The 24,209-nt window shown below is 67.0% G+C and carries 27 protein-coding genes; 12 read left to right on the top strand and 15 right to left on the bottom strand.

The genetic code is table 11. The features are described 5' to 3' along the window. Window positions 1-36: 36 nt before the first annotated feature. The 4 genes from NGM06_RS12535 (at window position 37) to NGM06_RS12520 (ending at window position 4,224) form a co-directional block, all read left to right on the top strand. Window positions 37-426 (top strand): DUF8055 family protein, encoded by a 390-nt coding sequence (locus NGM06_RS12535; protein WP_254267286.1) that lies wholly within the window; start codon window positions 37-39, stop codon window positions 424-426. Window positions 427-535: 109 nt separating this feature from the next. Beyond that, window positions 536-1,267, top strand: coding sequence for a bifunctional helix-turn-helix transcriptional regulator/GNAT family N-acetyltransferase (locus NGM06_RS12530; protein WP_254267285.1), 732 nt, complete (start codon window positions 536-538; stop codon window positions 1,265-1,267). A gap of 152 nt (window positions 1,268-1,419) precedes the next feature. Further along, a complete protein-coding gene (locus NGM06_RS12525; protein WP_254267284.1) occupies window positions 1,420-1,848 on the top strand; it encodes a hypothetical protein in 429 nt (142 codons plus the stop codon). A 222-nt stretch (window positions 1,849-2,070) separates the two neighbouring features. Continuing rightward, window positions 2,071-4,224, top strand: coding sequence for an alkaline phosphatase PhoX (locus tag NGM06_RS12520; protein WP_254267283.1), 2,154 nt, complete (start codon window positions 2,071-2,073; stop codon window positions 4,222-4,224). Between the two features lie 107 nt (window positions 4,225-4,331). Here the strand turns inward: NGM06_RS12520 and NGM06_RS12515 are convergent, their stop codons facing one another. Continuing rightward, window positions 4,332-4,547, bottom strand: a complete 216-nt coding sequence (locus NGM06_RS12515; RefSeq protein WP_254267282.1) for a dodecin family protein — start codon at window positions 4,545-4,547, stop codon at window positions 4,332-4,334. Window positions 4,548-4,702: 155 nt separating this feature from the next. On the opposite strand from NGM06_RS12515, the gene NGM06_RS12510 reads away from it, so the two are divergent. Both NGM06_RS12510 and NGM06_RS12505 read left to right on the top strand, forming a co-directional pair. Next, window positions 4,703-5,884: a redox-regulated ATPase YchF gene (locus NGM06_RS12510; RefSeq protein ID WP_254267281.1), complete on the top strand. Its 1,182-nt coding sequence runs from the start codon at window positions 4,703-4,705 to the stop codon at window positions 5,882-5,884. Between the two features lie 166 nt (window positions 5,885-6,050). Continuing rightward, window positions 6,051-6,596: a hypothetical protein gene (locus NGM06_RS12505; protein WP_254267280.1), complete on the top strand. Its 546-nt coding sequence runs from the start codon at window positions 6,051-6,053 to the stop codon at window positions 6,594-6,596. Window position 6,597: 1 nt separating this feature from the next. Here NGM06_RS12505 and NGM06_RS12500 read toward each other — a convergent pair whose 3' ends face one another. Continuing rightward, window positions 6,598-7,530, bottom strand: a complete 933-nt coding sequence (locus NGM06_RS12500) for an alpha/beta fold hydrolase (protein ID WP_254267279.1) — start codon at window positions 7,528-7,530, stop codon at window positions 6,598-6,600. A gap of 53 nt (window positions 7,531-7,583) precedes the next feature. Here NGM06_RS12500 and NGM06_RS12495 point away from each other — a divergent pair, with 53 nt between their 5' ends. Then, the gene (locus NGM06_RS12495) at window positions 7,584-8,015 is read left to right on the top strand and encodes a hypothetical protein (RefSeq protein WP_254267278.1); all 432 of its coding nucleotides are present in this window, start codon (window positions 7,584-7,586) and stop codon (window positions 8,013-8,015) included. Between the two features lie 60 nt (window positions 8,016-8,075). After that, on the top strand, window positions 8,076-8,342 hold the full coding sequence (locus tag NGM06_RS12490; protein WP_254267277.1) for a hypothetical protein: 267 nt from the start codon (window positions 8,076-8,078) through the stop codon (window positions 8,340-8,342). Between the two features lie 60 nt (window positions 8,343-8,402). Here NGM06_RS12490 and NGM06_RS12485 read toward each other — a convergent pair whose 3' ends face one another. From NGM06_RS12485 to NGM06_RS12470, 4 genes are all read right to left on the bottom strand, one after another. Further along, window positions 8,403-9,080, bottom strand: a complete 678-nt coding sequence (locus NGM06_RS12485; protein WP_254267276.1) for a DUF7282 domain-containing protein — start codon at window positions 9,078-9,080, stop codon at window positions 8,403-8,405. Window positions 9,081-9,242: 162 nt separating this feature from the next. Beyond that, a complete protein-coding gene (locus NGM06_RS12480; protein ID WP_254267275.1) occupies window positions 9,243-9,872 on the bottom strand; it encodes a DUF7282 domain-containing protein in 630 nt (209 codons plus the stop codon). Window positions 9,873-10,166: 294 nt separating this feature from the next. Continuing rightward, complete coding sequence (locus NGM06_RS12475; RefSeq protein WP_254267274.1) at window positions 10,167-11,018, bottom strand: UbiA family prenyltransferase; 852 nt, start codon at window positions 11,016-11,018, stop codon at window positions 10,167-10,169. 159 nt (window positions 11,019-11,177) lie between these two features. After that, complete coding sequence (locus NGM06_RS12470; protein WP_254267273.1) at window positions 11,178-12,299, bottom strand: pyridoxal phosphate-dependent aminotransferase; 1,122 nt, start codon at window positions 12,297-12,299, stop codon at window positions 11,178-11,180. Window positions 12,300-12,529: 230 nt separating this feature from the next. Here NGM06_RS12470 and NGM06_RS12465 point away from each other — a divergent pair, with 230 nt between their 5' ends. After that, on the top strand, window positions 12,530-13,282 hold the full coding sequence (locus NGM06_RS12465; protein ID WP_254267272.1) for a M23 family metallopeptidase: 753 nt from the start codon (window positions 12,530-12,532) through the stop codon (window positions 13,280-13,282). Window positions 13,283-13,402: 120 nt separating this feature from the next. Here the strand turns inward: NGM06_RS12465 and NGM06_RS12460 are convergent, their stop codons facing one another. Together NGM06_RS12460 and NGM06_RS12455 are read right to left on the bottom strand one after the other, a co-directional pair. Then, window positions 13,403-13,942 carry a CBS domain-containing protein gene (locus NGM06_RS12460; RefSeq protein WP_254267271.1) on the bottom strand — a complete coding sequence of 180 codons (540 nt, stop codon included), beginning with the start codon at window positions 13,940-13,942 and terminating at the stop codon, window positions 13,403-13,405. A 247-nt stretch (window positions 13,943-14,189) separates the two neighbouring features. Beyond that, entirely contained in the window at window positions 14,190-14,567 is a 378-nt protein-coding gene (locus NGM06_RS12455) for a DUF555 domain-containing protein (protein ID WP_163521488.1), read from the bottom strand. A 322-nt stretch (window positions 14,568-14,889) separates the two neighbouring features. On the opposite strand from NGM06_RS12455, the gene NGM06_RS12450 reads away from it, so the two are divergent. Beyond that, window positions 14,890-15,057, top strand: coding sequence for a hypothetical protein (locus NGM06_RS12450; RefSeq protein WP_254267270.1), 168 nt, complete (start codon window positions 14,890-14,892; stop codon window positions 15,055-15,057). A 117-nt stretch (window positions 15,058-15,174) separates the two neighbouring features. Further along, entirely contained in the window at window positions 15,175-15,903 is a 729-nt protein-coding gene (gene psmB, locus NGM06_RS12445; protein ID WP_163521487.1) for an archaeal proteasome endopeptidase complex subunit beta, read from the top strand. 66 nt (window positions 15,904-15,969) lie between these two features. Here psmB and NGM06_RS12440 read toward each other — a convergent pair whose 3' ends face one another. From NGM06_RS12440 to NGM06_RS12415, 6 genes are read right to left on the bottom strand one after another with little or no spacing between them, the layout of a single operon-like run. Beyond that, the gene (locus tag NGM06_RS12440; RefSeq protein ID WP_254267269.1) at window positions 15,970-16,782 is read right to left on the bottom strand and encodes a hypothetical protein; all 813 of its coding nucleotides are present in this window, start codon (window positions 16,780-16,782) and stop codon (window positions 15,970-15,972) included. Continuing rightward, window positions 16,779-18,008 carry an outer membrane protein assembly factor BamB family protein gene (locus tag NGM06_RS12435; RefSeq protein WP_254267268.1) on the bottom strand — a complete coding sequence of 410 codons (1,230 nt, stop codon included), beginning with the start codon at window positions 18,006-18,008 and terminating at the stop codon, window positions 16,779-16,781. The genes NGM06_RS12440 and NGM06_RS12435 overlap by 4 nt, the downstream gene beginning before the upstream one ends. A gap of 44 nt (window positions 18,009-18,052) precedes the next feature. Then, window positions 18,053-19,600 carry a glutamate-cysteine ligase family protein gene (locus NGM06_RS12430; protein ID WP_254267267.1) on the bottom strand — a complete coding sequence of 516 codons (1,548 nt, stop codon included), beginning with the start codon at window positions 19,598-19,600 and terminating at the stop codon, window positions 18,053-18,055. A gap of 49 nt (window positions 19,601-19,649) precedes the next feature. Continuing rightward, window positions 19,650-20,207, bottom strand: a complete 558-nt coding sequence (locus NGM06_RS12425) for a DUF7965 family protein (RefSeq protein ID WP_254267266.1) — start codon at window positions 20,205-20,207, stop codon at window positions 19,650-19,652. Continuing rightward, window positions 20,200-20,697, bottom strand: a complete 498-nt coding sequence (locus NGM06_RS12420; protein WP_254267265.1) for a hypothetical protein — start codon at window positions 20,695-20,697, stop codon at window positions 20,200-20,202. The genes NGM06_RS12425 and NGM06_RS12420 overlap by 8 nt, the downstream gene beginning before the upstream one ends. Then, window positions 20,698-20,850 carry a hypothetical protein gene (locus NGM06_RS12415; protein ID WP_254267264.1) on the bottom strand — a complete coding sequence of 51 codons (153 nt, stop codon included), beginning with the start codon at window positions 20,848-20,850 and terminating at the stop codon, window positions 20,698-20,700. It abuts the gene before it with no gap. A gap of 170 nt (window positions 20,851-21,020) precedes the next feature. On the opposite strand from NGM06_RS12415, the gene ligA reads away from it, so the two are divergent. Next, a complete protein-coding gene (ligA, locus tag NGM06_RS12410; RefSeq protein WP_254267263.1) occupies window positions 21,021-22,925 on the top strand; it encodes an ATP-dependent DNA ligase LigA in 1,905 nt (634 codons plus the stop codon). Window positions 22,926-23,127: 202 nt separating this feature from the next. Here the strand turns inward: ligA and NGM06_RS12405 are convergent, their stop codons facing one another. Continuing rightward, window positions 23,128-24,105: a sodium:calcium antiporter gene (locus NGM06_RS12405; protein ID WP_254267262.1), complete on the bottom strand. Its 978-nt coding sequence runs from the start codon at window positions 24,103-24,105 to the stop codon at window positions 23,128-23,130. Window positions 24,106-24,209 lie beyond the last annotated feature (104 nt).

The following is a 24,209-nucleotide window of genomic DNA, read 5'->3' as shown; positions in this document are numbered from 1 at the left end:
GATGACCTCGCCCGCTCCTGCGCCCGTGTCTCGGTCATGAGCGATTACCGCGACCGAATCGAGGCGCTGGCCGAGCGCGCCCGCGCCGACCGCCGGGGCTTCGACCTGCCCGCTGACCCGCCCGACGGAGAGCGCGCACTGCGCTACCTCCGCGACGGCGTCGGCGACGCGGTGTCGGTGTACGTCGAGGCCCGGACCGGCGAGTTCGCCCCCCTCGACGCCGAGGAGATGGACAGTCTGGAGCGGGCCGCCAACGATTGGCTCGAACTCTACGCCCGGTGTCACGGCCGCGAGATAGATGCCGAGTTCACGATGCGCGAGGTGGCCGAGGCAGTCGTCGAGACCCGGGACGTGGTCGAGAGCGCTCGACTCCTGACGGGCGTGCCGGAGCGCGACCGGACGGTCCACTGGAGAACGCGCGAGTAGATCGCCGGATCGGCCGGGTCGCACCGCGGTGAACGACCGGACAGACGCCCGATACGCGGGTCAACAGCGAGAAACAATTAAGTGACCTCGGAGTGTGTTATCATTAACCATGGAGTTTTCGGAGGCCATCGAGTTCGAACACGAGGACCGCAAACGCGTCTACGAGTACGTCGAGAGCCACGGCGCGGTGGACGCCGCGGACGTGCGCGACCGACTCCACATAGACCCCGGCGGCTTCCGCCACCACGTCGCCATCCTGAAACGCGACGGCTATCTGGAGGAGCGCGACGGGAAGTTGCGGGCCTCGTTCGACGAGGGTGCCGCCGAGGAGTACGACGTGGACGACTTCGAGTTCGTCATCCGACCCGCGCGACAGGAGGACCTCTCGGGCATCGTCGGCGCGATACGCCGGGTCGCCGAGCAGGGGAGCTACATCGTCGCCGAGAGCGTCGCCGACGAGATAGACCACGACGAGGCCCTGCTCAGACACAACGAGATAGAGTCCCGGATGTTCTTCGTCGCTACGGTCGGAGACGAAGTCGTGGGCTGGGTCCACCTCTACGCGCCGGAACTCGACAAGTTGGCCCACACCGCCGAACTGACCGTCGGCGTGCTGGCCGACTACCGCGGCCACGGCGTCGGGAGCCACCTGCTCGAACGCGGTCTGGAGTGGGCGGCGTCGAATGGGTACGAGAAGGTCTACCAGAGCGTCCCCTCCGCGAACGACGACGCCATCGCCTTCCTCGAGGAACACGGCTGGGAGACCGAGGCGGTCCGCGAGAACCACTACAAGATAGACGACGACTACGTGGACGAAGTGATGATGGCCGTGGAACTGTAACCGGTCGGAGAGCCTCGTGCCGCACTTCTACGTCCGTTTCTACTCGGACAACCGATACGCTCAACATCCGGGCCGTCGTACGTGGTTCCCGACCGACGGCGCGAATCGTCGGCAGTCACCTCCGCGATGGGGGAGCCAACGATAGCCGAACCATGGCAGAATCAGAGCAACCAGACGCCAGTGACGGCGAACGGTCGGTGTACAGGGACTACGTTCTGGACGTGCGCATCGTCGCGGTGGAACGACCGGGCGACCCCGGCGCTCGATACCGATTCGAGGCCCCCGAACACGTCGGCGCGGAGTTCGACGACCCGGACACCGCCGAACTCTACGCCGACGTCTACTTCGATACCAACGGGTTTCAGGAGGAGGGGACCGGCGAGCGCGGCGTTCCGCCGGAGGTCATCCAAGCCGGGAAGGACACCATGGCGGCGTACTTCCTCACGCGACCCGGCATCGACCGCAACTGGATGGCGTCGTTCTACGGCGTCAAACCCACGAAGATAGACCGGTACGTCTCGTGGGTCCGCGACCGGGCCGAGGAGATACGCGAGGGCGTCGCGGAGCGCGACATGGAGTGACGCCCGGCGTCGCCTGCCTCCCCGGGCCGACGGGTACTGATAGCTCGCAAATCGCAGACACGTCAGTGAGGAATCTGTTCTGTATCGGCAACGAGGTCCGGCACCGAGCGAACCGGGAGTCGGGAGCCTCTACCGAAGCGCCGTCGCAGTTCATTTTCTCCGGAGACGTATTGGTTGCTACTAGAAAATTATTTTCAACGGCACGTCGAGAGTTGACGCCGCATGGTCGAGTTCACTCGACGAAAGCTGATGGCCACGTCGGTCGCAGCGACGTTAGGTGCCAGCGTGTCCGCCGCGTCCGGGGTCGCCCAAGACGAGGACGCGGACACGCCGAAGGCGCCGCACGTGAAGGGGGAGATAAAACGATTCGCGACGACGGCGCTGGGGGCGGAAGTGACGGGACCCGAGGTCAGCGCGAACGGGACGCTGTTCTTCAGCCTGCAGCATCCGAGTCGGAAGAACCCGGCACCGTTCAACAAGGCCGGTATCGGGTACGTGCGGGGGTACAACTTCAGCGAGGGCAGCGAGTTCGACGTACTCGGCGTCCCCACCTCGAAGGAGGCCCAAGGTCAGGTCCGCGTCGCCGGTGGAACCTACGAACTGCTGGCGCAGGAGGGCGACAACATCGGCGGCAACGGGACGCTCGGCATGCCGGTCACGCCCGACGACCTCGCTGTCGAGGAGTACCCCGGCGCTCGGTACGGCAACTTCGGGTACAACCCGGACTGTAACCGACTGGTGCCGACCAACGAGGCCGAGACCCGGGGCTACCTCTTCACCAACTGGGAGGAGAGTCCGGGCAACGTGACCCGCATCCCCGTCAGTCGGAAGGGGCAGGGGCGGTGGGAGGCCGACCTCGAGAACGCGGTCAACCTCGCCAACACCGAGGCGTTGCGGAGCATCGGCGGGACCCGAATCAACTGCTACGGCGACCTCAGCCCGTGGGGAACGTACCTCTCGGCCGAGGAAGACTACGCCCACCCGCGGGTCGCGCTGACGACCACCGTGAGCGACGTCGTCGGCGACTCGGAGGGACCGGACCACCGGGGCGCGGCCCAGTTCTACAATCGGCCGAACCCCAGCGACATTCAGGAGGCCGTCGAGAAGTACTACGGGGACGACGCGTGGTTCGTCCAAGGGTACTGGGCGCTGGCGGGTCTGGAGATACAGGCGTACTACCTCGGTGCCGACGCCGCCGACGAGAACGAGGAACTGGCGGACGACGTGGACCCGGAGACGAGTCTGCGTCCCGTCGGGAGTCCGTACCCGAACCCGTACCGATACGGCCGCATCGTCGATTTCCGGCAGCCGACCGCCGAGACGCCCCAGCCAGTGAAGTACCACGTGATGGGCCGGGCGGCGTGGGAGTGCCCCGACGTGCAGGCCGACGAGAAGACGGTGTACCTCACCTCGGACGGCGACAACAAGGGGCTGTACAAGTTCGTGGCCGACCAGCCGATTCCGAGCTACGACGACCCGATGAACCTCTCGGGGACCCTCTACGCCGCGAACGTGACCAACCAGCAGGCCGCCGCGGACAACCCGCCCGCCGAGGTTCCGCTCGAAGTCGAGTGGCTGGAGATGGGGAGCGCGACCAACGCGGAGGTCGAGTCGTGGATAGCCGAGTACGACGACGTCGATCAGGTGGACTACCTCGAAACCCACGCCGACACGGACTGGCAGGAGGACGTCCAGAAGGCGCTGGAGGAGGCCGACAAGACCGTCGTGCAACAGGGGAACCAGAACTACGTCCCGGACGAGGACGTCGTCCGGTGGGCGCGACAGTACGAGCAGAACGGACCGAGCAACGTGGACGAGGAACTCCGGCGCGTCCCCTTCCTCGAAACCCGCGCGGCCGCCAAGGAGATCGGCGCGACCGTCGAGTTCCGCAAGAGCGAGGGCATCGACAGCAGGGACGGCGCGGAACCCGGCGACTACGTCTACGTCGGCGTCTCGGAGGTCAACGACGGGATGTCCGACGAAGCGGGCGACGTCGACCTCGACCGGGTGGACGGCGGTCTCGTCTACCGGGCGGAACTCGAAGACGACTACGACATCTCGACGCTGGAACCCGTTATCGTCGGCCCGGACGCGACCGACCCGGCCGACGTCGCCAACGACGCCCTGCTGAACATCGACAACGTGTTCGTGATGGACGATGGGCGAGTCCTCTGCTGCGAGGACGCCGACCAGTACGGCCGGTCGTTCCCCAACGACTGCCTCTACGTCTACACCCCCGAGGAGATGACGGGCGGGGGTGAAGCGACCGAGACGACTCCCGCCGAGGAGACGACCACGGCAACCGACGCGGAAGGGACCACGACGACTGAAGAGGAGGCGACTACGACTGCTGGAAACCAGACGACGAGCGGCTGACCGGGACCTCCGCACTCCCGGGGATATTTCGAGTAGTCCGTATCGGACGAGTTCCGGTCCGGGCGAGAGTCCGAACTCTACCGAAAAGACGGGTCTATTTACTGATTCTACTGGCGCTGTTGGTCGTGGACCGGGAACGCCACCTCGACGGTCGCGCGGTACTCCGAAATCTCGCCGTCTTCGACGTCTGCGGTCCAGTCCTCGACTTCGACCCCGGAGATGTCGTCGATGGTCTTGCTGGCCTCGCGAAACGCCTCCTCGGCGGCGGCCTGCCACGATTCCTCCGCCGAACCGGTTATCTTGACGATTTTCACTGCGGTCATGGCCACAGGCGGTACGACGCGACTCGTGTAGCGTCTTGTGGCCAACCGCCGCTTCGAGACTCCGCGTCGCTTCGACGCCGGTTCCGCGCCTCCGCTTTGGCCGACGAATCCGCGGAACCGAAAGGCAAATCCCCGACACGCCGGTAGTCTCTCGCATGATTTCCATCGCCTTGGCGGGCAAGCCCAACGCGGGCAAGTCCACCTTCTACAAGGCCGCGACGATGGCCGACGTGGACGTGGCCAACTACCCGTTCACGACCATCGACGCCAACCGCGGCGTCAGCCACGTCCGGACGGAGTGTCCCTGCCTCGAACGCGACGAGCGCTGCGGCGACGAGAACTGCCACGAGGGCAAGCGCTACGTCCCCATCGAGCTGCTCGACGTGGCCGGACTCGTCCCCGGCGCGCACGAGGGCCGGGGCCTCGGCAACCAGTTCCTCGACGAGTTGACCAACGCCGACGCCATCGTCAACGTCGTGGACGCCTCCGGCGGCACCAACGAGGAGGGCGAACCCGTCGAAATCGGGAGCTACGACCCCGTCGAGGAGGTGGACTTCATCGAGGAGGAGATGGACCAGTGGCTCGCCAGCATCGTCGAGCGCAACTGGGAGAGCGTCGAGCGCAAGTCGCGGTCGCCCGACTTCGACATCGACGACGCGCTGGCCGACATGCTGACCGGGTTCGGCGCGACGGAGGCCGACGTGGCCGCCAGTCTCCGGGAACTCGACTACCCCGAGGACCCCATCCAGTGGACCGACGACCACCGCGAGGCACTGGCCCGCGACGTGCGCGCCCGGACGAAGCCCATCATCCTCGTGGCGAACAAGGCCGACGTCGCACCGCCCGAGAACATCGAGCGCCTGAAGGAGACCGGCAAGCCAGTCATCCCGGCCACCGCGGAGGGCGAACTGGCGCTCCGACAGGCCGAGAAGGCGGGCGCTATCGACTACGACCCCGGCGACGACGACTTCGAGATAGTCGGGGACCTGAGCGACGACCAGCAGGCCGGACTGGAGAAGATTCGGGAGGTCATGCGGGAGTGGGGCGGCACGGGCGTTCAGGAATCGCTGAACTACGCGGTGTACGACTTGCTCGACCGGATTACGGCCTACCCGGTCCAGAACGAGACCAAGTGGACCGACGCGAAGGGCAACGTCCTGCCCGACGCCTTCCTCCTGCGCCGCGGTTCGACGCCCAAGGACCTCGCCTACGCGGTCCACAGCGACATCGGCGACGGCTACCTCCACGCCGTCAACGGCAAGACCAACCGCGAGATAAGCGACGATTACGAACTGGAGGAGGGCGACGTGGTGAAGATAGTCAGCACCGCGAAGTGAGTCGGCGTCGGCGACGACTACCCGCGATTTGCGGTCGAACCGGGAGGGCGGCGACGAGGGAACTGCGGTCGAATCGCGAGGACGGCGACGCGAGCAGTTCCCTATCGCCGCAACCCCTCTGAAACCTTACGCGGCGTTTTTCCCGCTCCCCGTTGCCAGAGTGGGTATGCCAGCCGTCGATGCCGACCTCGTAGAACGTCTCTCCCACCACGACGAGTACTTCACGGCGAAGGAACTGGTCAGGTTCCTCGAGCGTCACCACCCGGTCGAGGGTCCCGGCGTCCCCCGCGACCTCACGGAGGCCTACGCCGAGGAACTGGAGTACGACCTCGACCGCCTCCAGACCTCGCTGGACGACCGCCTGACCGACGCCCGGACGTGGCAGTCGGGCGAGCGACTCTACAAACTCGACGAGAACGTCAGTATCTACCCCCCGTCGTGGCACGAGCAACTCGCGGGAAGCACTGACCTCCCGAAGTACGTCGAAGTCATGCTGGAGAGCGTGCGAGCGCCCGAGGGCGTCGAAATCGACCAGAGCGACCTCGGCGTCTCACAGGAGGCACTCCTGACCGCGGTCGAGATAATCGGCGACATCGACCGCGGAACCGCCCACGAACTCCTTCGGAGTCAGCGACTGGAAGGCGACCTCGTCCTCTGGGCGTTCCAGAACCCGGAGGAACTTGTCCGACTCCCCGAAGGGACGACCGAGTGAGTCACGCCTCGAAGAACTCGACCAGCAGGTCCGACACCTCGTCCGGGTTGTCGTTCTGGACCCAGTGGGTCGCCTCCGGCAGTCGCTCGACGCGGAGGTCCGGGACCCACCGCTCCAGTCCCTCCGTCAGTTCGACGCCGAGCGCGGGGTCGCGCTCGCCCCAGACGAGGAGCGTCGGCGCTCGGACTCGGCGGTCGGGGGGTCCGCCGCCGACCAGTCTCCGCGCCTCCCGCCGCAGGTTCTCGCGGAAGAACGCCCGGTAGTAGTCGAGGGCCGACGTGAGCGCGCCCGGCCGACACGCCGCCTCTCGATACCGCCGGAGGTCGGTCTCGCTGAAGGTGTCGGGTCCCGCCGTCTCCCGGAACATCTCCGCGACACCCGCACAGTTACGGGCACCGAGGGTCCGCTCGGGAAGCCACGGGAGTTGGAAGTAGAGGACGTACGACGACCGACTCCACTGCTCGGGGTTGCGCCGGAGTTCCCGCCGATACCGCTCGGGGTGGGGCGCGTTCAGGACCCCCAACTGGGAGACCGCCTCGGGGTGGCGAATCGCCGTCTCCCACGCCACCACGCCGCCCCAGTCGTGACCGACGACGCGGGCGCGCTCACGGTCGAAGTGTTCGACCAGACCGACCACGTCGCCGACCAGTTCCGCGGTTCGGTAACTCCGGACGCCGTGGGGCTTCTCCGACCGATTGTACCCCCGCATGTCGGGCGCGACGACCCGGTATCCGGCGTCGGCCAGCGCCGGAATCTGGTGTCGCCACGAGTACCAGAACTCCGGGAACCCGTGGAGGAGGACCACCAGCGGGTCGTCCTCGTCGCCCGCCGCGACGTAGTGGAGTCGCACGTCGCCGACGACGGCCTGTTCGTGCGCCCACGGTCCCTCCGCGTCGGTCGGTGCCGCCTCGGAGTCGCGACTCTCCGTTGCCATACCGAACGTGTGAGTGACAAACGATTAAATCTTGAGGCGTCCGAGGGTTCGACGTGACCGACACTCACGGGTCCGAGTCCGACGACTGCGACGCCGCGTGCGAGAGTCCCGAATCCTTCTCGGTCGCCATCGACCGCCCGCGACCGAGCCAACTCTACCTGAACGGCCTGAAACTCTCCTTCGTGACCCAGTGGTTCGACTTCGCGGACCCGAACTACGACCCCCTGCCGGTCCGAAAAATCGGCGGTGACTGGACGCTGACCGACGGCCACACTCGCGCGTTCGCCGCCTCTCTCTCGGGGGCCGACGAACTCCGAGTCGTTCGGGACACCGACGACCTGCCGATGGACGTTTACCGGGAGTGCGTCCGGTGGTGCGACGAAGCGGGCGTCACCGAAATCGCGGACCTCGCGGGTCGGGTGCTGAACGACGACGACTTCGACGAGAAGTGGGTCGCGCGGTGTCGGGCACTCGCCGACGAGTGAAGCGTCGGGAACGCTCCACCGAAAGAACGATACCTAAGCTGTCTGTCGTGAATAGTGTCCGTGCATCGGTTCCATCTCTACCACGGTTCGATGGCGATTATCGGCGCGGCATTCGGGTCGAAGGCCCTTCTGTCCTCCGCCGCGGACGGGGTCGATGTTCCGGTCGCTCTGATGACGTTCGGCGGCGGCGGAATGGTCGTCGTGTCGATGTACAACGTCCTCACGAGTGACCCTGAGGCGACTTCGATTCCGGCGTACGCTGTCTTCGCAGTGGTTCTCGGTGCCGTCTTCTCCGTCCTCGGAGTCGTTCTTGTGGCGCTCGCCTGAAACCTGACCGAAACGACCGAAAGAATCGGAGTACCCGTCGTCCGTCAGCGTCCGATTTCCTCACGTCTCCGTCGTCGTCTCGTTTGCCGCTGCCGTGGTCGTCTCGCCGAACGTGAGGTCTATCACGTCGTACTCGACGATGATGTACCCCGTGTCGATGACGGGCGACCCGCCGCGGGTGTACGGTTCGTCGGCCTCCGGGAAGTCGTACTGCTGGTTGTCGTTCGTGTCGCGGTGAGCCATCGCGACGAGCGTCTTGCTCTCGTTGACTGTCTCGTTCAACTCCACCACGACGTTGCTGTGGACGCCCGGTTCGAGGTAGGTGGAGTTGCCGACCACGTCACCGACCGAGACCTGTCCCTCCGTGGCGAACTCGCCCGAGACGTTCGTCGCTTCGTGAATGACGACGAAGCCGCCTTCGGGGACGACGGCGCGTTCAATCAGCACCGTCGTCTGGTTCGGCTCTCCCCCGGTGAAAGTGAAGCCCGCGCTCTGATTCAGGAAGGTGATGCGCGCGCTCTCGGCGCCGACCTGCCCTTCCGCCGTCGTCGTCTCCTGTTCGGCCGTCGTCTCTCCGTCTTCCGCCGCCGTCTCGTTGTCCTCCGCTACCGTCGTGGTCTCCTGTGCGAGCGTTGCGTCGTCGGTCGCGGCGGACGGTCCGCCGCTCGCCGCGAGCGCCGCCGACGTTCCGGCGACGACCAGCGCGACGACCGCCAGAACCGCTATCTTTCGTGTCATGTGTCGCTCCGCGCGGACACACGTCGGATGGAGGGAAGAGCGTATCAATCGTTCAGCGCGGAACGACTCGATACTCGCTGTGAACGTCGCTTTACTGCACACCGACGCGGTGTCGGCCGTCGAAAAAAGGTCGAAGTAGTATCGCCGAATCGCACTCGGGTGTTACATCTCTTCGGTCGTGGTCTGAGCACCCGCCGCAGTCGTCGTCACGGCCGCGCCCGCTTCGACGGTCACGTTGGCCCAGTCGGTGACGGCCTGACCGGCCTGCGTGTAGGGTTCGTCGGCCTCCGGGAACTCGTACTGCTGGTTGTCGTTCGTGTCGAGGTGGGGCATCGCGATGAGCACCTGACTCTCTTCGAGCGGCTGGTCGAGCTGGACCGTCACGTTCTCGTGGACGCCGGGTTCGAGGTACGTGGAGTTCCCGATGACCGCACCGGCGGTGTACCGCTGGGCGGCCTCACCGGCCGCGGCGGTCGGGGTCTCCATCGCCGTCTCGGTGGCCATCTCAGTCTCGGTCATCTGAGCGGCGCTCTCGGCCTCGTGAATCGCGATGAAGCCGCCCTCGGGGACGACCACGCGCTCGACGACGACGGCGCTACCGTTGGAACTCTGGTTCTGGAAGGTGACGTTCGCCGTCTCTGCCACTGTCGTCGTCTGGCCGACTGCCGTGGTCGTCTCCTGTGCCATGGTCGCGTCTGTGGTCGCCTGCGGACTGGCACCCAGCGCCAGCGCCGCCGACGTTCCCATGGCGAGCATCGCTACTATCGCTACGATGATTAGCTTTCGTGTCATCGAAACACCTCGTCGGAGCCACTACCGAGTTCGGAAAGAAACGCGGCTATCGTTCAGCGTTGAACGATGGACTACCTCGGAACTAAGTCGGGTCTAACCCGTCGTAACCCGAGTTTCGGCGGGCGCACGGGACCGTTTCTCCAGCGCGTTCCGGATTACCGTTCCGGGGCGGCGTGAAAACGCAGATTTCGACCTCCCTCCGGCGTGGCGGGTCTCGGGGACGTCGTCTCGGTCGGTCAGGTTCGGAACAACGCCGAGACCGCCGACGCGTCCACTCCCTCGAACGTCGAATCTTCACGCGAACGGCCGGAACCACACCGCGACCAGCAACAGGGCGAGGAAGACGTAAGACCCCCGGACGAGGAGCATCGTCGCCAGTTCCGCGTCGGCGCGGCGAGCGACGCCCGCCACCGCCCCGAATCCGGCGACAGCGGCCACGCTACTCGGCGGAAAGACCGAGAGCGCGGTCAGCGCGACGACGAGGACGAGCGCGGTCGCCATCAGCGCGTAGGCCGCGGTCCGAGCGCGTCGCGGTCCCACCGTCACCGCGACGGTCCGTTTCTGGATGGACTTGTCGTAGTCGAAGTCCTGCGCGTCGTCGATGACCTTCACGCCCGAGAGCAGGACGAGGAACACCGCCGCGAAGGCGACCGCGATTGGCGCGAGCGTTCCGGCCTGCACGAAGTACCCACCGAGGATGGCGAGCGCGATGCCGAGGGGGTAGCCGGTCGTGGCGGTCACGGGGTTGGTGTCCAACTGCGGGGCGTGGTGGTAGGCGACCAGCCACGTCGGGAGCGTCAGCAGGACCGCGCCGAGACCGACCCTGAGCCACAGACCCGCCATACAGGCGGCGAACAGCGCGGTCGAACCGGCGAGCGCGGCCTTACACCCGCGCTCGGAGAGCGGGTGGTCGTCGTCCTCGTCGCGGAGGTAGAAATCGACGTAGCCGTCCTTGATGTGGGCGGTGTAGACCGCCGCGAAGATGGCCGTCGTGTGAAGCGCCCCCGCAAGCGGAGCGAACGCCCCCGCCAGCACGCCGCCGAACAGCGAGCAGGCGACCGGGGGCAGCATGAACACGGGGTGGACCTGAGACGCCAGTGCGCGGACCGCGGGCGCGATGCCGGACTCCCGGCGCGAGATAGGCATGATAGCAGTAGACGGGGGCAAGACGCATAAAATCTCAGGGCGGTAACGGGACCGACTCGGTCGCCGGAACCGGTGCGAGAGGTCTCTCGGCACCCGAATTTCACCGAAGCGGAGCGCAAGACGGAGCCAGTTACCCTCGAAACCGAGGAGTCCCCGTCTCTATCGGACCGCGTTCGTCGCCTCGCGCATGACTTCGATGGCCTCCTTCAGCGTCTCCATGTCCGTCGCGTAGGAGATGCGGGCGTACCCGTCGCCGTGGTCGCCGAAGGCGTCGCCGGGGACGACCACGACGCCGCGGTCGATGACCTCGTCCACCCACCCGTCGGGCACCTTCGGCATGGCGTAGAACGCGCCGCGAGGCGTCGGGCAGTCGATGCCCATGTCGGCCAGACCGTCGAGGAGGACGTCCCGGCGCTCCTCGAAGGCGGCCACCATCTCCTCGACTTGGTCCTGCGGTCCGGAGAGCGCGGCCTCGGCGGCGAACTGGGCCGGGGCACTGGCGCAGGCCTGCCCGTACTGGTGGACCCGGAGCATGCGCTCGATGCGGCGCTCGCTGGCGGCGACCCACCCGAGTCGCCACCCGGTCATCGAGTAGGTCTTCGAGCAGGCGTTGACGACGACCACGTTGTCCGACTCGGCGTAGGCCATCGGCGAGTGGTGGTCGCCGTCGAAGACGATGTGTTCGTACACCTCGTCGGAGATGCACAGCACGTCGTGTTCGTCGGCGATGCGGGCGAACTCCCGCACGTCGTCCTCGCTCTGGACCGCGCCGGTCGGGTTCGCGGGACTGTTGACGACGAACGCCGCGGTGTCCTCGGTGATGGCGTCCTCGACAGTCGCGGGGTCCAAGGTCAAGTCCTCTCGGAGGGGAACTGGCTCGGGGTCGCCGCCCGCGAGGCGGGTCAGCGCGTCGTAGGAGACGAATCCGGGGTCGGGGAAGACGACTTCCTCGCCCGCGTTCACGTGTGCCTCCAGCGCGATGTGGAGCGCTTCGCTCCCGCCCGAAGTGGCGACGAGGTTCTCGGGCGGGACCGAGAAGTCGTTGTCCCGGTCGTGCTTCGCGCTGATGGCCTCCCGGAGTTCGCGCGTCCCCTTGTTGGAGGTGTAGGCGTCGGCCTTCCCGGCCTCGATGGCCTCGACCGCGGCCTGCCGGGCGTGTTCCGGCGTCGGGAAGTCGGGTTGTCCGAGTCCGAGGTTGATGGCGTCCTCGCCCGCCGCCTCGAACACTTCGCGGATGCCGCTGATGGAGACCTGCTCGACCCTGTCGGAGAAGCCTGTCATACCGCGAACTCACGGAACCGGACCGGATAATTCTTCGTGTGTAGAGTGGTGACTTGGTTCGGTATTTTCCCGACGTCTCGTTCGCGCGCGACGGACCGCGATATCGCGGGACTGCCCACGCTTAGAACCTGCACGGCGGCGACAGCAACCACTGGCATCTTCAAACTACCTAAATTAATTTCCTCACACCGAAAAAAATTAATCCATCCGAGAGTAGGTTGGAACTGGATATGCCAGAGAAACTCAATCGACGTTCTATCGTCAAATCGCTCGGAATCGCCGCGACGGGAATCGCCGGAACCGCCGCGTTCGGCGGTACCGCGAGCGCGTTCACGGACGGAGAGCAGGTCGAAGCGACGACCCGTTTGAACACGCGAAAGCGACCGGGAACGGAGTCGTCCGTCGTCGCCACGGTGAACGCCGGTGAGGTCGGCGAAATAGTCAACGGGCCGACCGACGAGGACGGGTACAGGTGGTGGGGTATCCACTGGCTCAATCGCGACGTGTGGGGCTGGTCGGTCGAACGGTACCTGACATCCGCGGGCGGCGGCAGCGCGGGCACCGACATCGTCTGGCCGATGGACGGCATCATCTCGTCGGACTACGGCCAGCGCTCCAGCGGGTTCCACGGCGGCGTGGACGTCGACAACAACGTCACCGGCGTTGGGACGCCCATCTACGCCGCGCGCGCCGGAACCGCGTACACCGCCTACGACTCCGGCGGCTACGGAAACTACGTCTACATCGTCCACGAGAACGGCTACGAGACGGAGTACGGCCACCTCAACAGCTTCGCGGTCTCGGACGGCCAGCGAGTCAGCCGAGGCGACCACATCGGCGGCATGGGCAACTCGGGCAACTCGACCGGACCGCACCTCCACTTCGGTATCGAGCGGAACAACAGTCCGAAGCCAATCCCGAGCGACAACTACCAGACCGTCAGCGCCCTCGGTGCGATTCAGAAGGACTACAGCGGCCTGTAGGTCGGCGACTCGACACCGAGTATTTTCGGCGAAGCGGCGGACGAAGACGAGAATCAGCCGACGGAAACGATACGCATACCGACTACCGGGGCGGTCTGTCTCGGAGAACAGTCGGACTGCTCACGACAGTCGCGCCGCGATGTCGGCCTCGGTGATGATGCCGACCGTGTTGCCGCGCTCGGTCACGACGACCGCCTTGTTGTGGCCGAGGTCGGTGCTGAGTTCGTCGAGCGTGGCGTTCCGGGACTTGGTCGGGAAGCTCTCGCCCATGAACTCGCTGACGGGCTGGTCGCGGGCGTCCTCGCCGACGCTCATCAGGTCCTCGAAACTGATGGACCCGACCGGCACGCCGTTCTCGATGACCGGCATCTGCGAGAAGCCCTCCTCCTGCATCTTCGAGACCGCACGGTTCACCGGGTCGTCGGGAGCGACGCTGACGACGTCCTCGTGCATCAGGTCGCCCGCGCGGACGATGTCGCCCTCGGACTCGTCGAGCGCGTCCACGATGTGGCGGAGCGTCGAGAGTCTGGGGTCCACGTCGCCGCCTTCGATGCGGGCGATGAGCGGCTGAGAGACGCCCGCGCGGTCGGCCAACTCGCTCTGAGTCAGGCCGAGTTCGGTCCGGCGTTCCCGGAGGTCTTGGGGCGTCGGTAGTTCCATATTCGGGGATAACCATGGGTTATAAATAAAGCTTCGGACTACCGTTCGGCGGACGCCGCCCGCCTCGGTTACGCGGTCTCACACCCCTGAGTGTCGAAATCGTTCTGGAACTCCGACTTCGATAAATCCGCGTTCTCCCGTCCGGGGTTCGAACACCGTTTCGCGTCGCGGCGTCCGCGCTCCGTCTTACGAGGGTCGCTTCGCGGCGGGAGAATCAGCGTGAGAACAGTTCGACTGCGGGAGTCGCCTACTCGTCCTTCCCGAGTTCGATTTCCTCGTCCTCCTCGTACTCGATGGTCTCGACGACTTCGAGGGGCACGTCTCGGAGCGCGCCACCGACCTCGCTCTTGGCGATGCGCTGGGCGTGTTCCTCGCCCTCGGCGTTGAACACCTTCATCTCCAGCAGGAGGCCCACGAGCGCGGTGCCCGCGGCGATGAACGCCGAGTCGAACGGTTCCCCGCAGGCCGGGCATCCGGTCGCGCCGACTTCGACCTCGACGTAGTCCATGCTCTGGTCGTTCAGTCGCTTTCCGGCCTCGCTGACCGCGACGCCGATCGCGTCGTCGATGTCCTCTACGTCGCGTACCAACCAAGCCGCCTCCATCGCAACGAGATAGTTGCTCATATCGGGGAGTCGTCCCGTGAGGGTTCGTGTCTTTCGGTTTCCCGACGGCCAGCACCCTGCGCGTCTGACCGGCGTGTCGGCCGCGCGCCGACCGCGCACGTGAACCGGATAATCCTCATAAGTTATGCGTACACCGACCGTCGCCAAGCCGACGCCTACGTCCGCGCGGTTCGGCGTCCCGCCTCAGTTGGACGTAACGCAACCGTAATTGAATCGCAAGAGGGAAGCGCCACGAAACGACACCATAGACCATTATCTAATATATATTTCAGAAATCCTTTTATATACGGTCGGCCGACCCTCGCTCGAGGTACGAACTCCGATGCCCACCCGGTTCCACAACGCGATACTGTTCGCCCTGTACCAGTTCAGCGTCGCGGCCAGCATCCTCCTGCTGCCGCTCGCCATCGCCACCCGACAGGTCGGCTTCACGCTCCCGGCCCACAGAGTGGTGAACAAACTCGAACGGACCTACGAAACGACGACGTAAGAACCGATTTTTCACCGGCGTACTCGCCCGCCCAGCGACTGCATTCGGCTGGCGGCGTGGCGGCGTCGTTCACCTGAAGAGTGGGTTTTATCAGTGCTGGCGAACTACAAACAGCCAATGCGTAGCCCAATGCACGGTTCAGAGTTCTCCCAGAACGCCGCACGTCTCGAACCCGACGATACGAACCCGTACGCCCCCGAAATCGGCTCTATTCCGGACCGCTCGGTAGATACCGAGGACATCCAAGAACTGAAGACCGGGACCACGACCATCGGTCTGACGACCGCCGACGGCGTCGTGATGGTCACCGACCAGCGAGCGAGTCTCGGCCACATGGTCTCCTCGAAGACCGCCCAGAAGGTCGAAGCGGTCCACCCGACCGGCGCGCTCACCATCTCGGGTTCGGTCTCCGCGGCCCAGTCGCTCATCCGTAACCTCGAAGTCGAGAACAACCTCTACGAGACCCGCCGCGGCGAGGACATGAGCATGGAAGCGCTCTCGACGCTGACGAGCAACCTCCTGCGCTCGGGCGCGTTCCTCATCACGGTCCCGGTCCTCGGCGGCGTGGACGAGGAAGGCGGCCACATCTACTCCTACGACGCGCTCGGCGGCGTGACCGAAGAGACCTACAGCGTCTCCGGGTCCGGGTCGCAGTTCGCGCTCGGTGTCCTCGAACAGGACTACCACGAGGACCTCAGTCAGGACGACGCCCGCGAAGTCGCCATCCGCGCGCTGAAGAGCGCGGTCGAACGTGACACCGCCTCCGGCAACGGCATGTGGCTCGCCGAAATCGACGAGGAAGGCGTCGAAATTTCGGACTACGAAGACTACGACGCCGCGCTATAACCGGCGACGTTTCTCCCGACGCTCGGGCGTTTTTCGCCTCGATTTTTCTCCGCAAATAGCGATACGTTAGCGGTGCCGCTCCCCGGTCGATTTCACGAATACGACGGCGCAGACGGCGTGAATCGGTGCGACGACCGCGGTACTGAGGAAGGTCCCGACGACCGGAACGCTCCCGAGAAGCCACGCCGAGAGTCCGAAGAGGACGACGAGACCGAACACCGTCGCGCCCTCACCGACCGAACGCCGAGCGCTCTCTCGAACCGCCGCGCCGAGACCGCGGCCCGTGACGACCAGCGCGGGCGCGGCGAACAGTCGGACCGAGACCACCGCGAACACGACGAGTCCGACGACCGCGAACAAGCCGAGTCCGTCGAACACCGCCAACGAGCGGAGGAAGATTTTGGCGGCGACGACGAATCCGAGGTACGAGACGAGTGGTCTACCGGGCGAGCGGACCCCCCACCCGGCGTCCGCGGCCCGCGAGAGGGTGAGCCACCCCGCGACGCCCACCGCGAGGAAGGCCGCGAGCTCCGACCCCACCGCCCACGCCAGATAGCCGGGTTCGAGGTCCACCAGCGCCGCGGGGCGCGTCCCGGTCACTCGAAGCCCGGATGGGTAGAGATGGAACGCGATGCGGACGGTCATGTCGCCCGCGAGGTCGGGCATCGTCGTCGGAATCGGATCGCGGAGGCGGAGTCGACCGACCGCGGTCAGCACGAGACCCGCGACGACGAACGGGAGCGCGAGTCGAGGGTCAGTGGCGACGCGGGCGACCGACTCGCCGAGGACGCCCGAGACCGACGTATTCGGGAGGCGCTCGCGGGCGACGTTCTCCGCGTGTGGTTCGCTGGAACTCCCCGGGGAGGAGTCGGCGCTCATCGGTCCTCCTCCAGCGCGACGATTCGGCCGTGGGCCACGGCGTACAGCACTCCGTCGCCGACGGCGGGCGTCGAGAGCGGCAGGCGGGAGTCGTACCGCCAGCGAACCGTGCCGTCTTCGGTATCGACCGCGACGAGGTCGTTGTACGCTCGGGCGTAGACCACGCCGTCGGCGACCACGGGCGTCCCCTCGCCTCGAACTGGGGCGGACCAGTACTGTTCGCCTGTTTCGAGGTCTAGGGCGTGGAGCGCCCCGTCACTACCGGCCGACTGAACGAACACCCGACCTTCCGCGACCGCAGCGGCACCTTCGGTCGCGTTTCCGCCGTGGTCGAACCGCCAGCGAACGCTGCCGTCGGTCGCGTTCAACGCCGTGACGCCGGTCCGGTCGGGCACGACCACGCCATCGCCCGTCGCGGTCGGCGGGAGGACCATCTGCTCGGGGAGTTCGGCCTGCCAGAGTCGCTCGCCGGTCTCGGCGTCGTAGGCGGTCGTGTTATGGGGCCAGTTGACCGCGAACAGTCGCCCGTCGGCGACCGCCGGGCGGCGGAGTTCGTCGCCGGGCGACCGTCGCCAGCGTTTGCGCCCGCTGCTCGCGTCGAGCGCCACGACGTGCTCGGTACCCGGAATCGCGGCGTAAATCGTTCCATCGGCGGCGACCGGCGGAACGGCGCTGGGCGGGCCGAAGACGCCGAACCGCGACTCGCGGCCGGGACCGTGCCACCGCTCGACGCCGAACTCGCGGTCGAACAGTCGGATGCCGCCGCCCGCGTTCAGGCCGAACACGCCCGCCGGAGCGGTGACTGCCAGCGTGTCTGTGGTGTAGGCCTCGGCGTCGGTTCGTGCCGGACTCGACCGGTAGGACCCCTCGTGAGCGAAGCGCGTCTCGCCCGTCGCTACGTCGAGCGCGAGGAGGACCCTTCCGGTCGCGTAGAGCGTGTCACCGGACAGAATCGGCGACTCGGTTCCGCCGAAGAACGTCTCCGGTTCTCGACGCCACTTCACGCGGACGCCGTCTTTCGGCCCGGACGCATCGGGGTCGTAGCCTGTGCCCGCGGCGTCGTATCGCGCCATCGGCCAGTCGAGGTCGGTGCCGGTTCCGGAGTCCGACCGGACACCGGAGTCACCGAGCGAGTCGGCAGAATCGGCGGCCCGGACCGCGCCGAAGCCAAGCACGCCCGACGCGAGTCCGAGGAGCGCGGACCGGCGGGAGAGAGCGGAGACCATACGTCAGAGTGGTAGCTACCCGACAAGAAACTCCCGCTTGCGGATCACTCCTCGCGTTCGAGTTCGGTGTCGCCCCGGCCGACCCAGTCGGCGAACGTCCCGTCGATGAGCGTCTCGGCCTGCCTCTCGATGTACTCGGCCTGCATCCCGTACACCGCGTCCTCGAAGCCCTCGCCGTCGTCGAGTCGCTCGCGGACGCGCCCCCGCTTCCAACTCGCGGGGGTCAACCGGTGGCGGGCGCGCTGGCGGAGCGGATAGAGGTACTTGGCGGCCTCCTCGTCGCTGAGGCCCCGCGACTGGAGACCGTCCTTCGCGTGGGCGAAGATGTCCTCGTACACCGCCTCGTGGTCGGTCGTCTCCTCGCCGCTGTTGGTGATCCAGTAGATGTCGGCGTCGAGTCCGTCTCTCGCCGCGCCGTAGAAGTTGTCCTTGGCGACCACCCAGTCGAGGTGTCGGACCGGGTGTTCGCGGCGGAACATCGACTCCACGAGACCCGCGAACGCCGCCTGAAAGGCGATGGAGTCCCGGACCGTCGGTTGGGCCGCGATGGGTCGGAACTCGATGCGGGCGTTGGCGTCCGACCGGGTGGCCCCGCCGAACACCGGCCGGACCCACCGCCAGTAGGTGCCGTGTTTCAGTCTGAAGTGGGCGAACTCGTCGTCGAATCGGTCGCTGGTCGTCACCGGCATCGGGACGATGGTGCGGTCCTCCACGACGCGCTCGACGGCTTCCTCGACGCTCGCCACGTCGCGCGGGAACCGAACCTTGTCGGGGTCGTCGCCGTACCGATTCAGGACCGTCTCGAAGACGCCGATACGGTGTTCGTCCAACCCGTCGGCCAGAATCTCCTCGGGGTCGGCGTCCGAGTCGTAGATGTCCGGCGGGAAGAACGGCGAGTTGACACCGAGCGCGAGTAGCGGCCCGGCGATGCGAATCGCGTACTGGAAGTAGGTCGGTAGGTCCCGGGCGTGGGGCACCTGATAGTGGGGCTGAATCGAGGTGATGAGGCTCTCGGGCATCACGGTGTCGGCTTCGAGGTCCACGTGGGGAGCCTCCAACCGCATCCCGACGCTGGCCTCGGAGTTGGCCATCGCGTGGTAGCGCACCGAGTCGCTCATGTTCGAGGCGATGCGGACCCCGCGGTCCGCGACGCTGTCGGTCAGATACCGTCGTGCGGTCTCCCCTTCGGGCGGGATGGTCCACATGGCGTCGCTGACCAGTCGCATCCCCTCGGAACCGGTCCGGTCCTCGGCGGCCGACAGGCGGGCCTTCACCTCGGCCTCCTGTGCGGCGAGTCCGTGCGGGTTCAGCGGTTGCGGACTCGTGGACATCTCGGCGTTGTGCAGACCCAGTTCCTTCTCGAAGCCGATGAGTTCGAGGAGTCGCCGCGGGACGCGCTGGAGCGCCGACGTCTCGGCGTTCACGGCGTAGAACTCGTACTCGAAGCCGATGATGGCCTGCGGGTTGTCGAACGTTCCGTCGTCGATTTCGTCGACGATGACCTCGGCGTCCGCTTCGACCTGCGCTTGGAACTCGTCGGGGTCCACCGAGAGCACGTCTTCGACCTGCGCCGCGAGGTCGGACTCGGGCATACGGGGTACGTCACACGGGATTCCCTTGAATCCACGGGCCCGCGGTCGGTCAGGTGTCGTCGTCCCGATTCCGGCGCTCCGAGTTCGAGTCGGACGCGGGCGGAAACGGAGGTGCGGAGGTGAGACCTCTCGCCGCCCGGAACAGGGCGAGGTCGGTAGCCGCGAACAGCATGCCCACGATACCGCCGATGCCGAGCGCGAGTATCGACCCGATACCGCCGAAGGCGAGGAAGTAGAGGACGCCAGCGAGGGTGACGTCGGCCCCGGGAACCGCGACGACGAACAGTAGAAGCCAGAGGAAACAGACGCCGTTGACGCCGCCCCACCGGCCGCCAGCGCCGACGACGGTGAGCGCCGAAGCGTCGGTCCCCGCGTCGGCCACCGCGCCGAGGACGCGCCGGGTCGTCCACCACGTACTCGCCCAGAGCGCGAGGTAGAGCGCGAGACCGACGACCGTGTCGAGGCCGCCGAGTAAGTCGCCGAGCGACCCGGCGCGGTAGAGTGCGACGACCAGGACAGCGACCAGCGCGGCGACGTGGAACGTCGCGAGCGCCCAGACGACGAGTGGGTCGGCGGTCACGAGAGTGTCGTCGGTCCCCTCACCCATGCGCCAACACCTCCGCCAGCGCGACGAGCAGCGCCAGCGATAGCGCGGTCGCGCCGTAGGCGAGTCGGAGCGTTTCGGTGCCCCGACCTGCCATCCCGGTTTCCCGGCCCGACATCTCGGTGTTCCGGCCCGACTGTTCGGTCGCCGGTTCGGAATCGGCTCCGACCGCAGACCGGCGACACTGCGCGACGACGAGCGTTCGGACCACCGAAAGCGCGAGAACGAGTAGCACGACCAGTACCTTCGCCGTGAACGCCGTCCCCCAGCGCGTCTCCGCGGTCGGGACGAAGGGCGCGAGACTCCCGAGATTACCCACGCCGGTCATCACGAGGACGCCCATCGCCGCCCAGAACCCCCGCTCGTAGGCCGCCGCGACGCCCACCGCGGCCGAATCCGACGCGGCGTCCCGCCGGAACAGCCACCACGTCAGGGTGGCACCGCCGAGCGCGAGCGCCATGCCGAGGACGTGGAGCAGACGGACCGCCAGCATCTACCGGCCCTCCCGTCGGTTCCCGAGAGTGTCCTGCTTCGAGTTCTGTTCGGGGTCCCGTCCGCCGTCTGGACGGCGCTCGGGTTCGCGGAGTGACGTTCCCCCGCCGTCTCGGTCGGCCGGAGACTCGGGCGCGTCGTCGGTGGAGGGCATCGCCCGTGACTGGCACGCTCCGGCGCGAAAAGTGTTGCCATCCAGAAACTATCGCAACGCGGACCTCGAACACCGTCATCCGACGGGAGTTCTAGCCACCGTCTCCGACACCCGGAGTCCAGCACGCGGAGTCGAACCGTTTAATCCGAGGTGCCGACTACGTTCGCTCGATGAAGTTCGGGGAGTTCGCCGAGACGGCCGCCGAAATCGAAGCGTTGAGCGCCGACACCGACATCGTCGAGCGAGTCACGGCGCTGTTCGAGAGCGCGAACGGCGAGGCCGGACGGGCCTCGGGCGAGAGCGGTGAGACTGCGAGCGACGACGACCTCCCCGTGTTGGCCCGGTTCGTGCAGGGTCGAGTGTTCCCGGCGTGGTCCTCGCGGACCCTCGACATCGGGCCGAGTTACTGCTACGAGGCCATCGCGCGGGCCGCCGGGACCAACGTCTCGGCCGACGACGTGGAGGACCGTCTCGCCGACGTGGGCGACGTGGGCGAGGTGGCCGCGAGCTACGACTTCGGCGGCCAGCAGGGACTCGGTGCCTTCACCTCCGGCGGCGCGGGCGGCGGAGACGACACCGGCGGAGCGAACGACCTCACGGTCGCGGAGGTCGCAGAGAAACTCGACGCGCTCGCGGCCGCCGAAGGCTCCGGCAGTCAGGACAAGAAGATAGACGTCCTGTTCGGCCTGTTCAACCGGGCGAGCAACGAGGAGGCCCGCTATCTCGCGCGCCTCGTCCTCTCGGAGATGCGCATCGGCGTCGGCGAGGGAACCGTCCGGGACGCCACCGCGCGGGCGTTCGACGTGTCGGTCGAGTCGGTCGAGCGCGCGCTACAGGTGTCGAACGACTACGGCGAAGTGGCGCGCACGGCCCGCGACGAGGGCGAGGAGGGTCTCGACGCCATGGACCTCGAACTCGGCCGTCCGGTGCAGGCGATGCTCGCGCAGGCCGGGACCGTCGCCGACGCGCTCGACGACTGGGACGAGGTCGCCGTGGAGTGGAAGTACGACGGCGCTCGCGTCCAGATTCACTACGACCCCGACGGTCTCGCGTGGGGCGGTGCAGACGCGAGCGCGACCGGCGCGAGCGAGCGTGACGGTTCGACCGACCGCGACGTCGCCGTCTTCTCGCGGAACATGGAGGACGTGACCGACGCGCTCCCCGAAGTCGTGGAACACGTCGAGCGCCACCTCGACGCGCCCGCGATTCTCGACGGCGAAGTCGTCGCCACGGAGGACGGCGAACCGCTGCCGTTTCAGGAGGTCCTGCGGCGCTTCCGCCGGAAGCACGACGTCGAGCGAGCCCGCGAGGAGGTCGAACTCGACCTGTTCGCGTTCGACTGTCTCCACGCCGGGGTCCCCGAATCCGACGATTCGGGGGCACGCGAGACGGAGTCTCGCGCTGGCGACGACTTACTCCGCGCACCCCTGACCGAGCGCCACGACCGACTCGAAGGCGTCCTCGACGCGGGCGTCTCCGCGAGCGCGGCGAGCGGAGGCTCGGAAGGCGAGCAGCGCGAGTCTTCCGGCGTCTCGGAACTGTGGGTCTCCGACGACCCCGCGGAAATCGCCGAGATAGAGACCGAGGCCCTCGACGCGGGCCACGAGGGCATCATGCTCAAGAATCCAGATTCGACCTACTCGCCGGGCCGACGCGGAAAGAACTGGCTCAAGCGCAAGCCCGACGTGGAGACGCTGGACCTCGTGGTCACGGGCGCGGAGTGGGGCGAGGGGCGGCGAGCGAGTTTCCTCGGGACGTTCCTGCTCTCGGCGCGGGCCGACGACGCGGGCGAGGCGTTCGAGACGCTCGGCAAGGTCGCCACCGGAATCACCGACGAGGAACTCGCGGACCTGACCGAACTGCTCGAACCCCACATTCGGACTCAAGAGGGTCAGGAAGTCGAAATCGCGCCGGAGGTCGTCTTCGAGGTGGGCTACGAGGAGATTCAGCAGTCGCCGACCTACTCGTCGGGCTACGCCCTGCGGTTCCCCAGATTCCTCGGCGTCCGGGACGACAAGAACCCCGCGACCGCCGACTCGCTGGAGCGCGTCGAGCGACTGGCGGAATCGCAGTGAGTATCGGGTGGACCCTCCGGCGAAACGCGACCGTCTTTCCTCCAGTCCGGTCGCGGTGCGGTCCTCGTCGGCTCAAGCAGTCACTAACTGGCCTCTGCGTTCCTGCTGGATTCGCGGTGCGGTCGCGGTCTAACTGCTCCAACAGTCGATGGGGAGGACCGACACAGAACCACCTCCGAAAACCACTCCGAACCCCGTTACGTCACAGCAGGTAGTTCGCCGCCCAGTACCCTGCGTACACCGCGAGCAGTAGCGCACCCTCCGGACGCCCGACGCGGCCCCGGAAGAGGAACGCCAGCACGAGCGCCAGCGACCCGAGGAAGAACGGCCAGTGGACCGCGAACACCGTCCGCGACAGCGTCAGCGGGTGGACGAGCGCGACGACGCCCGCGTTGGCCGTGACGAAGAAGAGCGTGCTCCCGACGACGTTGCCGACGCCGACCTCCGGGCGGCCCTCCCGGACGGGTTCGACCGTGAGCAGAATCTCCTCCAGACTGGCGACGAAACTCATCACGGTCGCGCCGAACGCGAGTCCGGTGAGGTCGAAGGCGGCCAGCACGTCGCGGGCACCCATCACCGCCAACTCCGACCCCGCGGTCATGCCGACGACGGTGAGCAGGAGGACGCCGAGTTCGACCAATTCGCGGTCGTCCCCGTCGGTCGAGTCGGACTCCTCCCCGGCCTCCGCCTCGATTTCGTCGGCGTCCTCGGCCTCCAGATACCGGGTCGTCCGCCCTGCCTCGCGTCGGTAGACCACCCAGAGCAGCGGCGCGAAGCCGACGACCAAGACGAGTCCGTCGAAGCGCGACAGTCGGCCGTCGAGCGAGAGCAGGCCGAGGAGCGCGGGCGAGACGGCCGTCAGTACCAGATACTCCCGCGGCGTCTCGGTCTCGAAGGGAATCGCAACGCCCGCGAGTCCGACCGCCGCGCCGAGGATGAACAGCGCTTCGCCGAAGACGGTGCCCAGCGCCACGTCCGGCAGGTCGCCCGCCGCGGCCGCGACCCCCAGCACGGCGTTTTCGAGGTCGATTCCGGCCAGCACCACGGTGAGCAGGAACGTCGAGACGCCGAGGCCCACCGCGGCCTCCGCGACGTGTTCGACGAACTCCTCGACGCTCCAGACGACGACCCCGATGCCGACCAGAAAGACGACGACCGGAACCAGCGGCGAGGCGACCATGTGCCGCCAAAATTCATCGGGGAGTCGGATAAGACCGCCGGTCGGACGGGATAGCCCCGAGCGAGAGCAGGGCCGCGGCGTCCGGATACCAGTGAGGCTTTACG

Source organism: Halorussus aquaticus (genome assembly GCF_024218795.1).
Taxonomy (GTDB): Archaea; Halobacteriota; Halobacteria; order Halobacteriales; family Haladaptataceae; genus Halorussus; species Halorussus aquaticus.
Note: the sequence above shows the minus strand (reverse complement) of the source record. Positions and strands in the feature narration are given on the sequence as shown.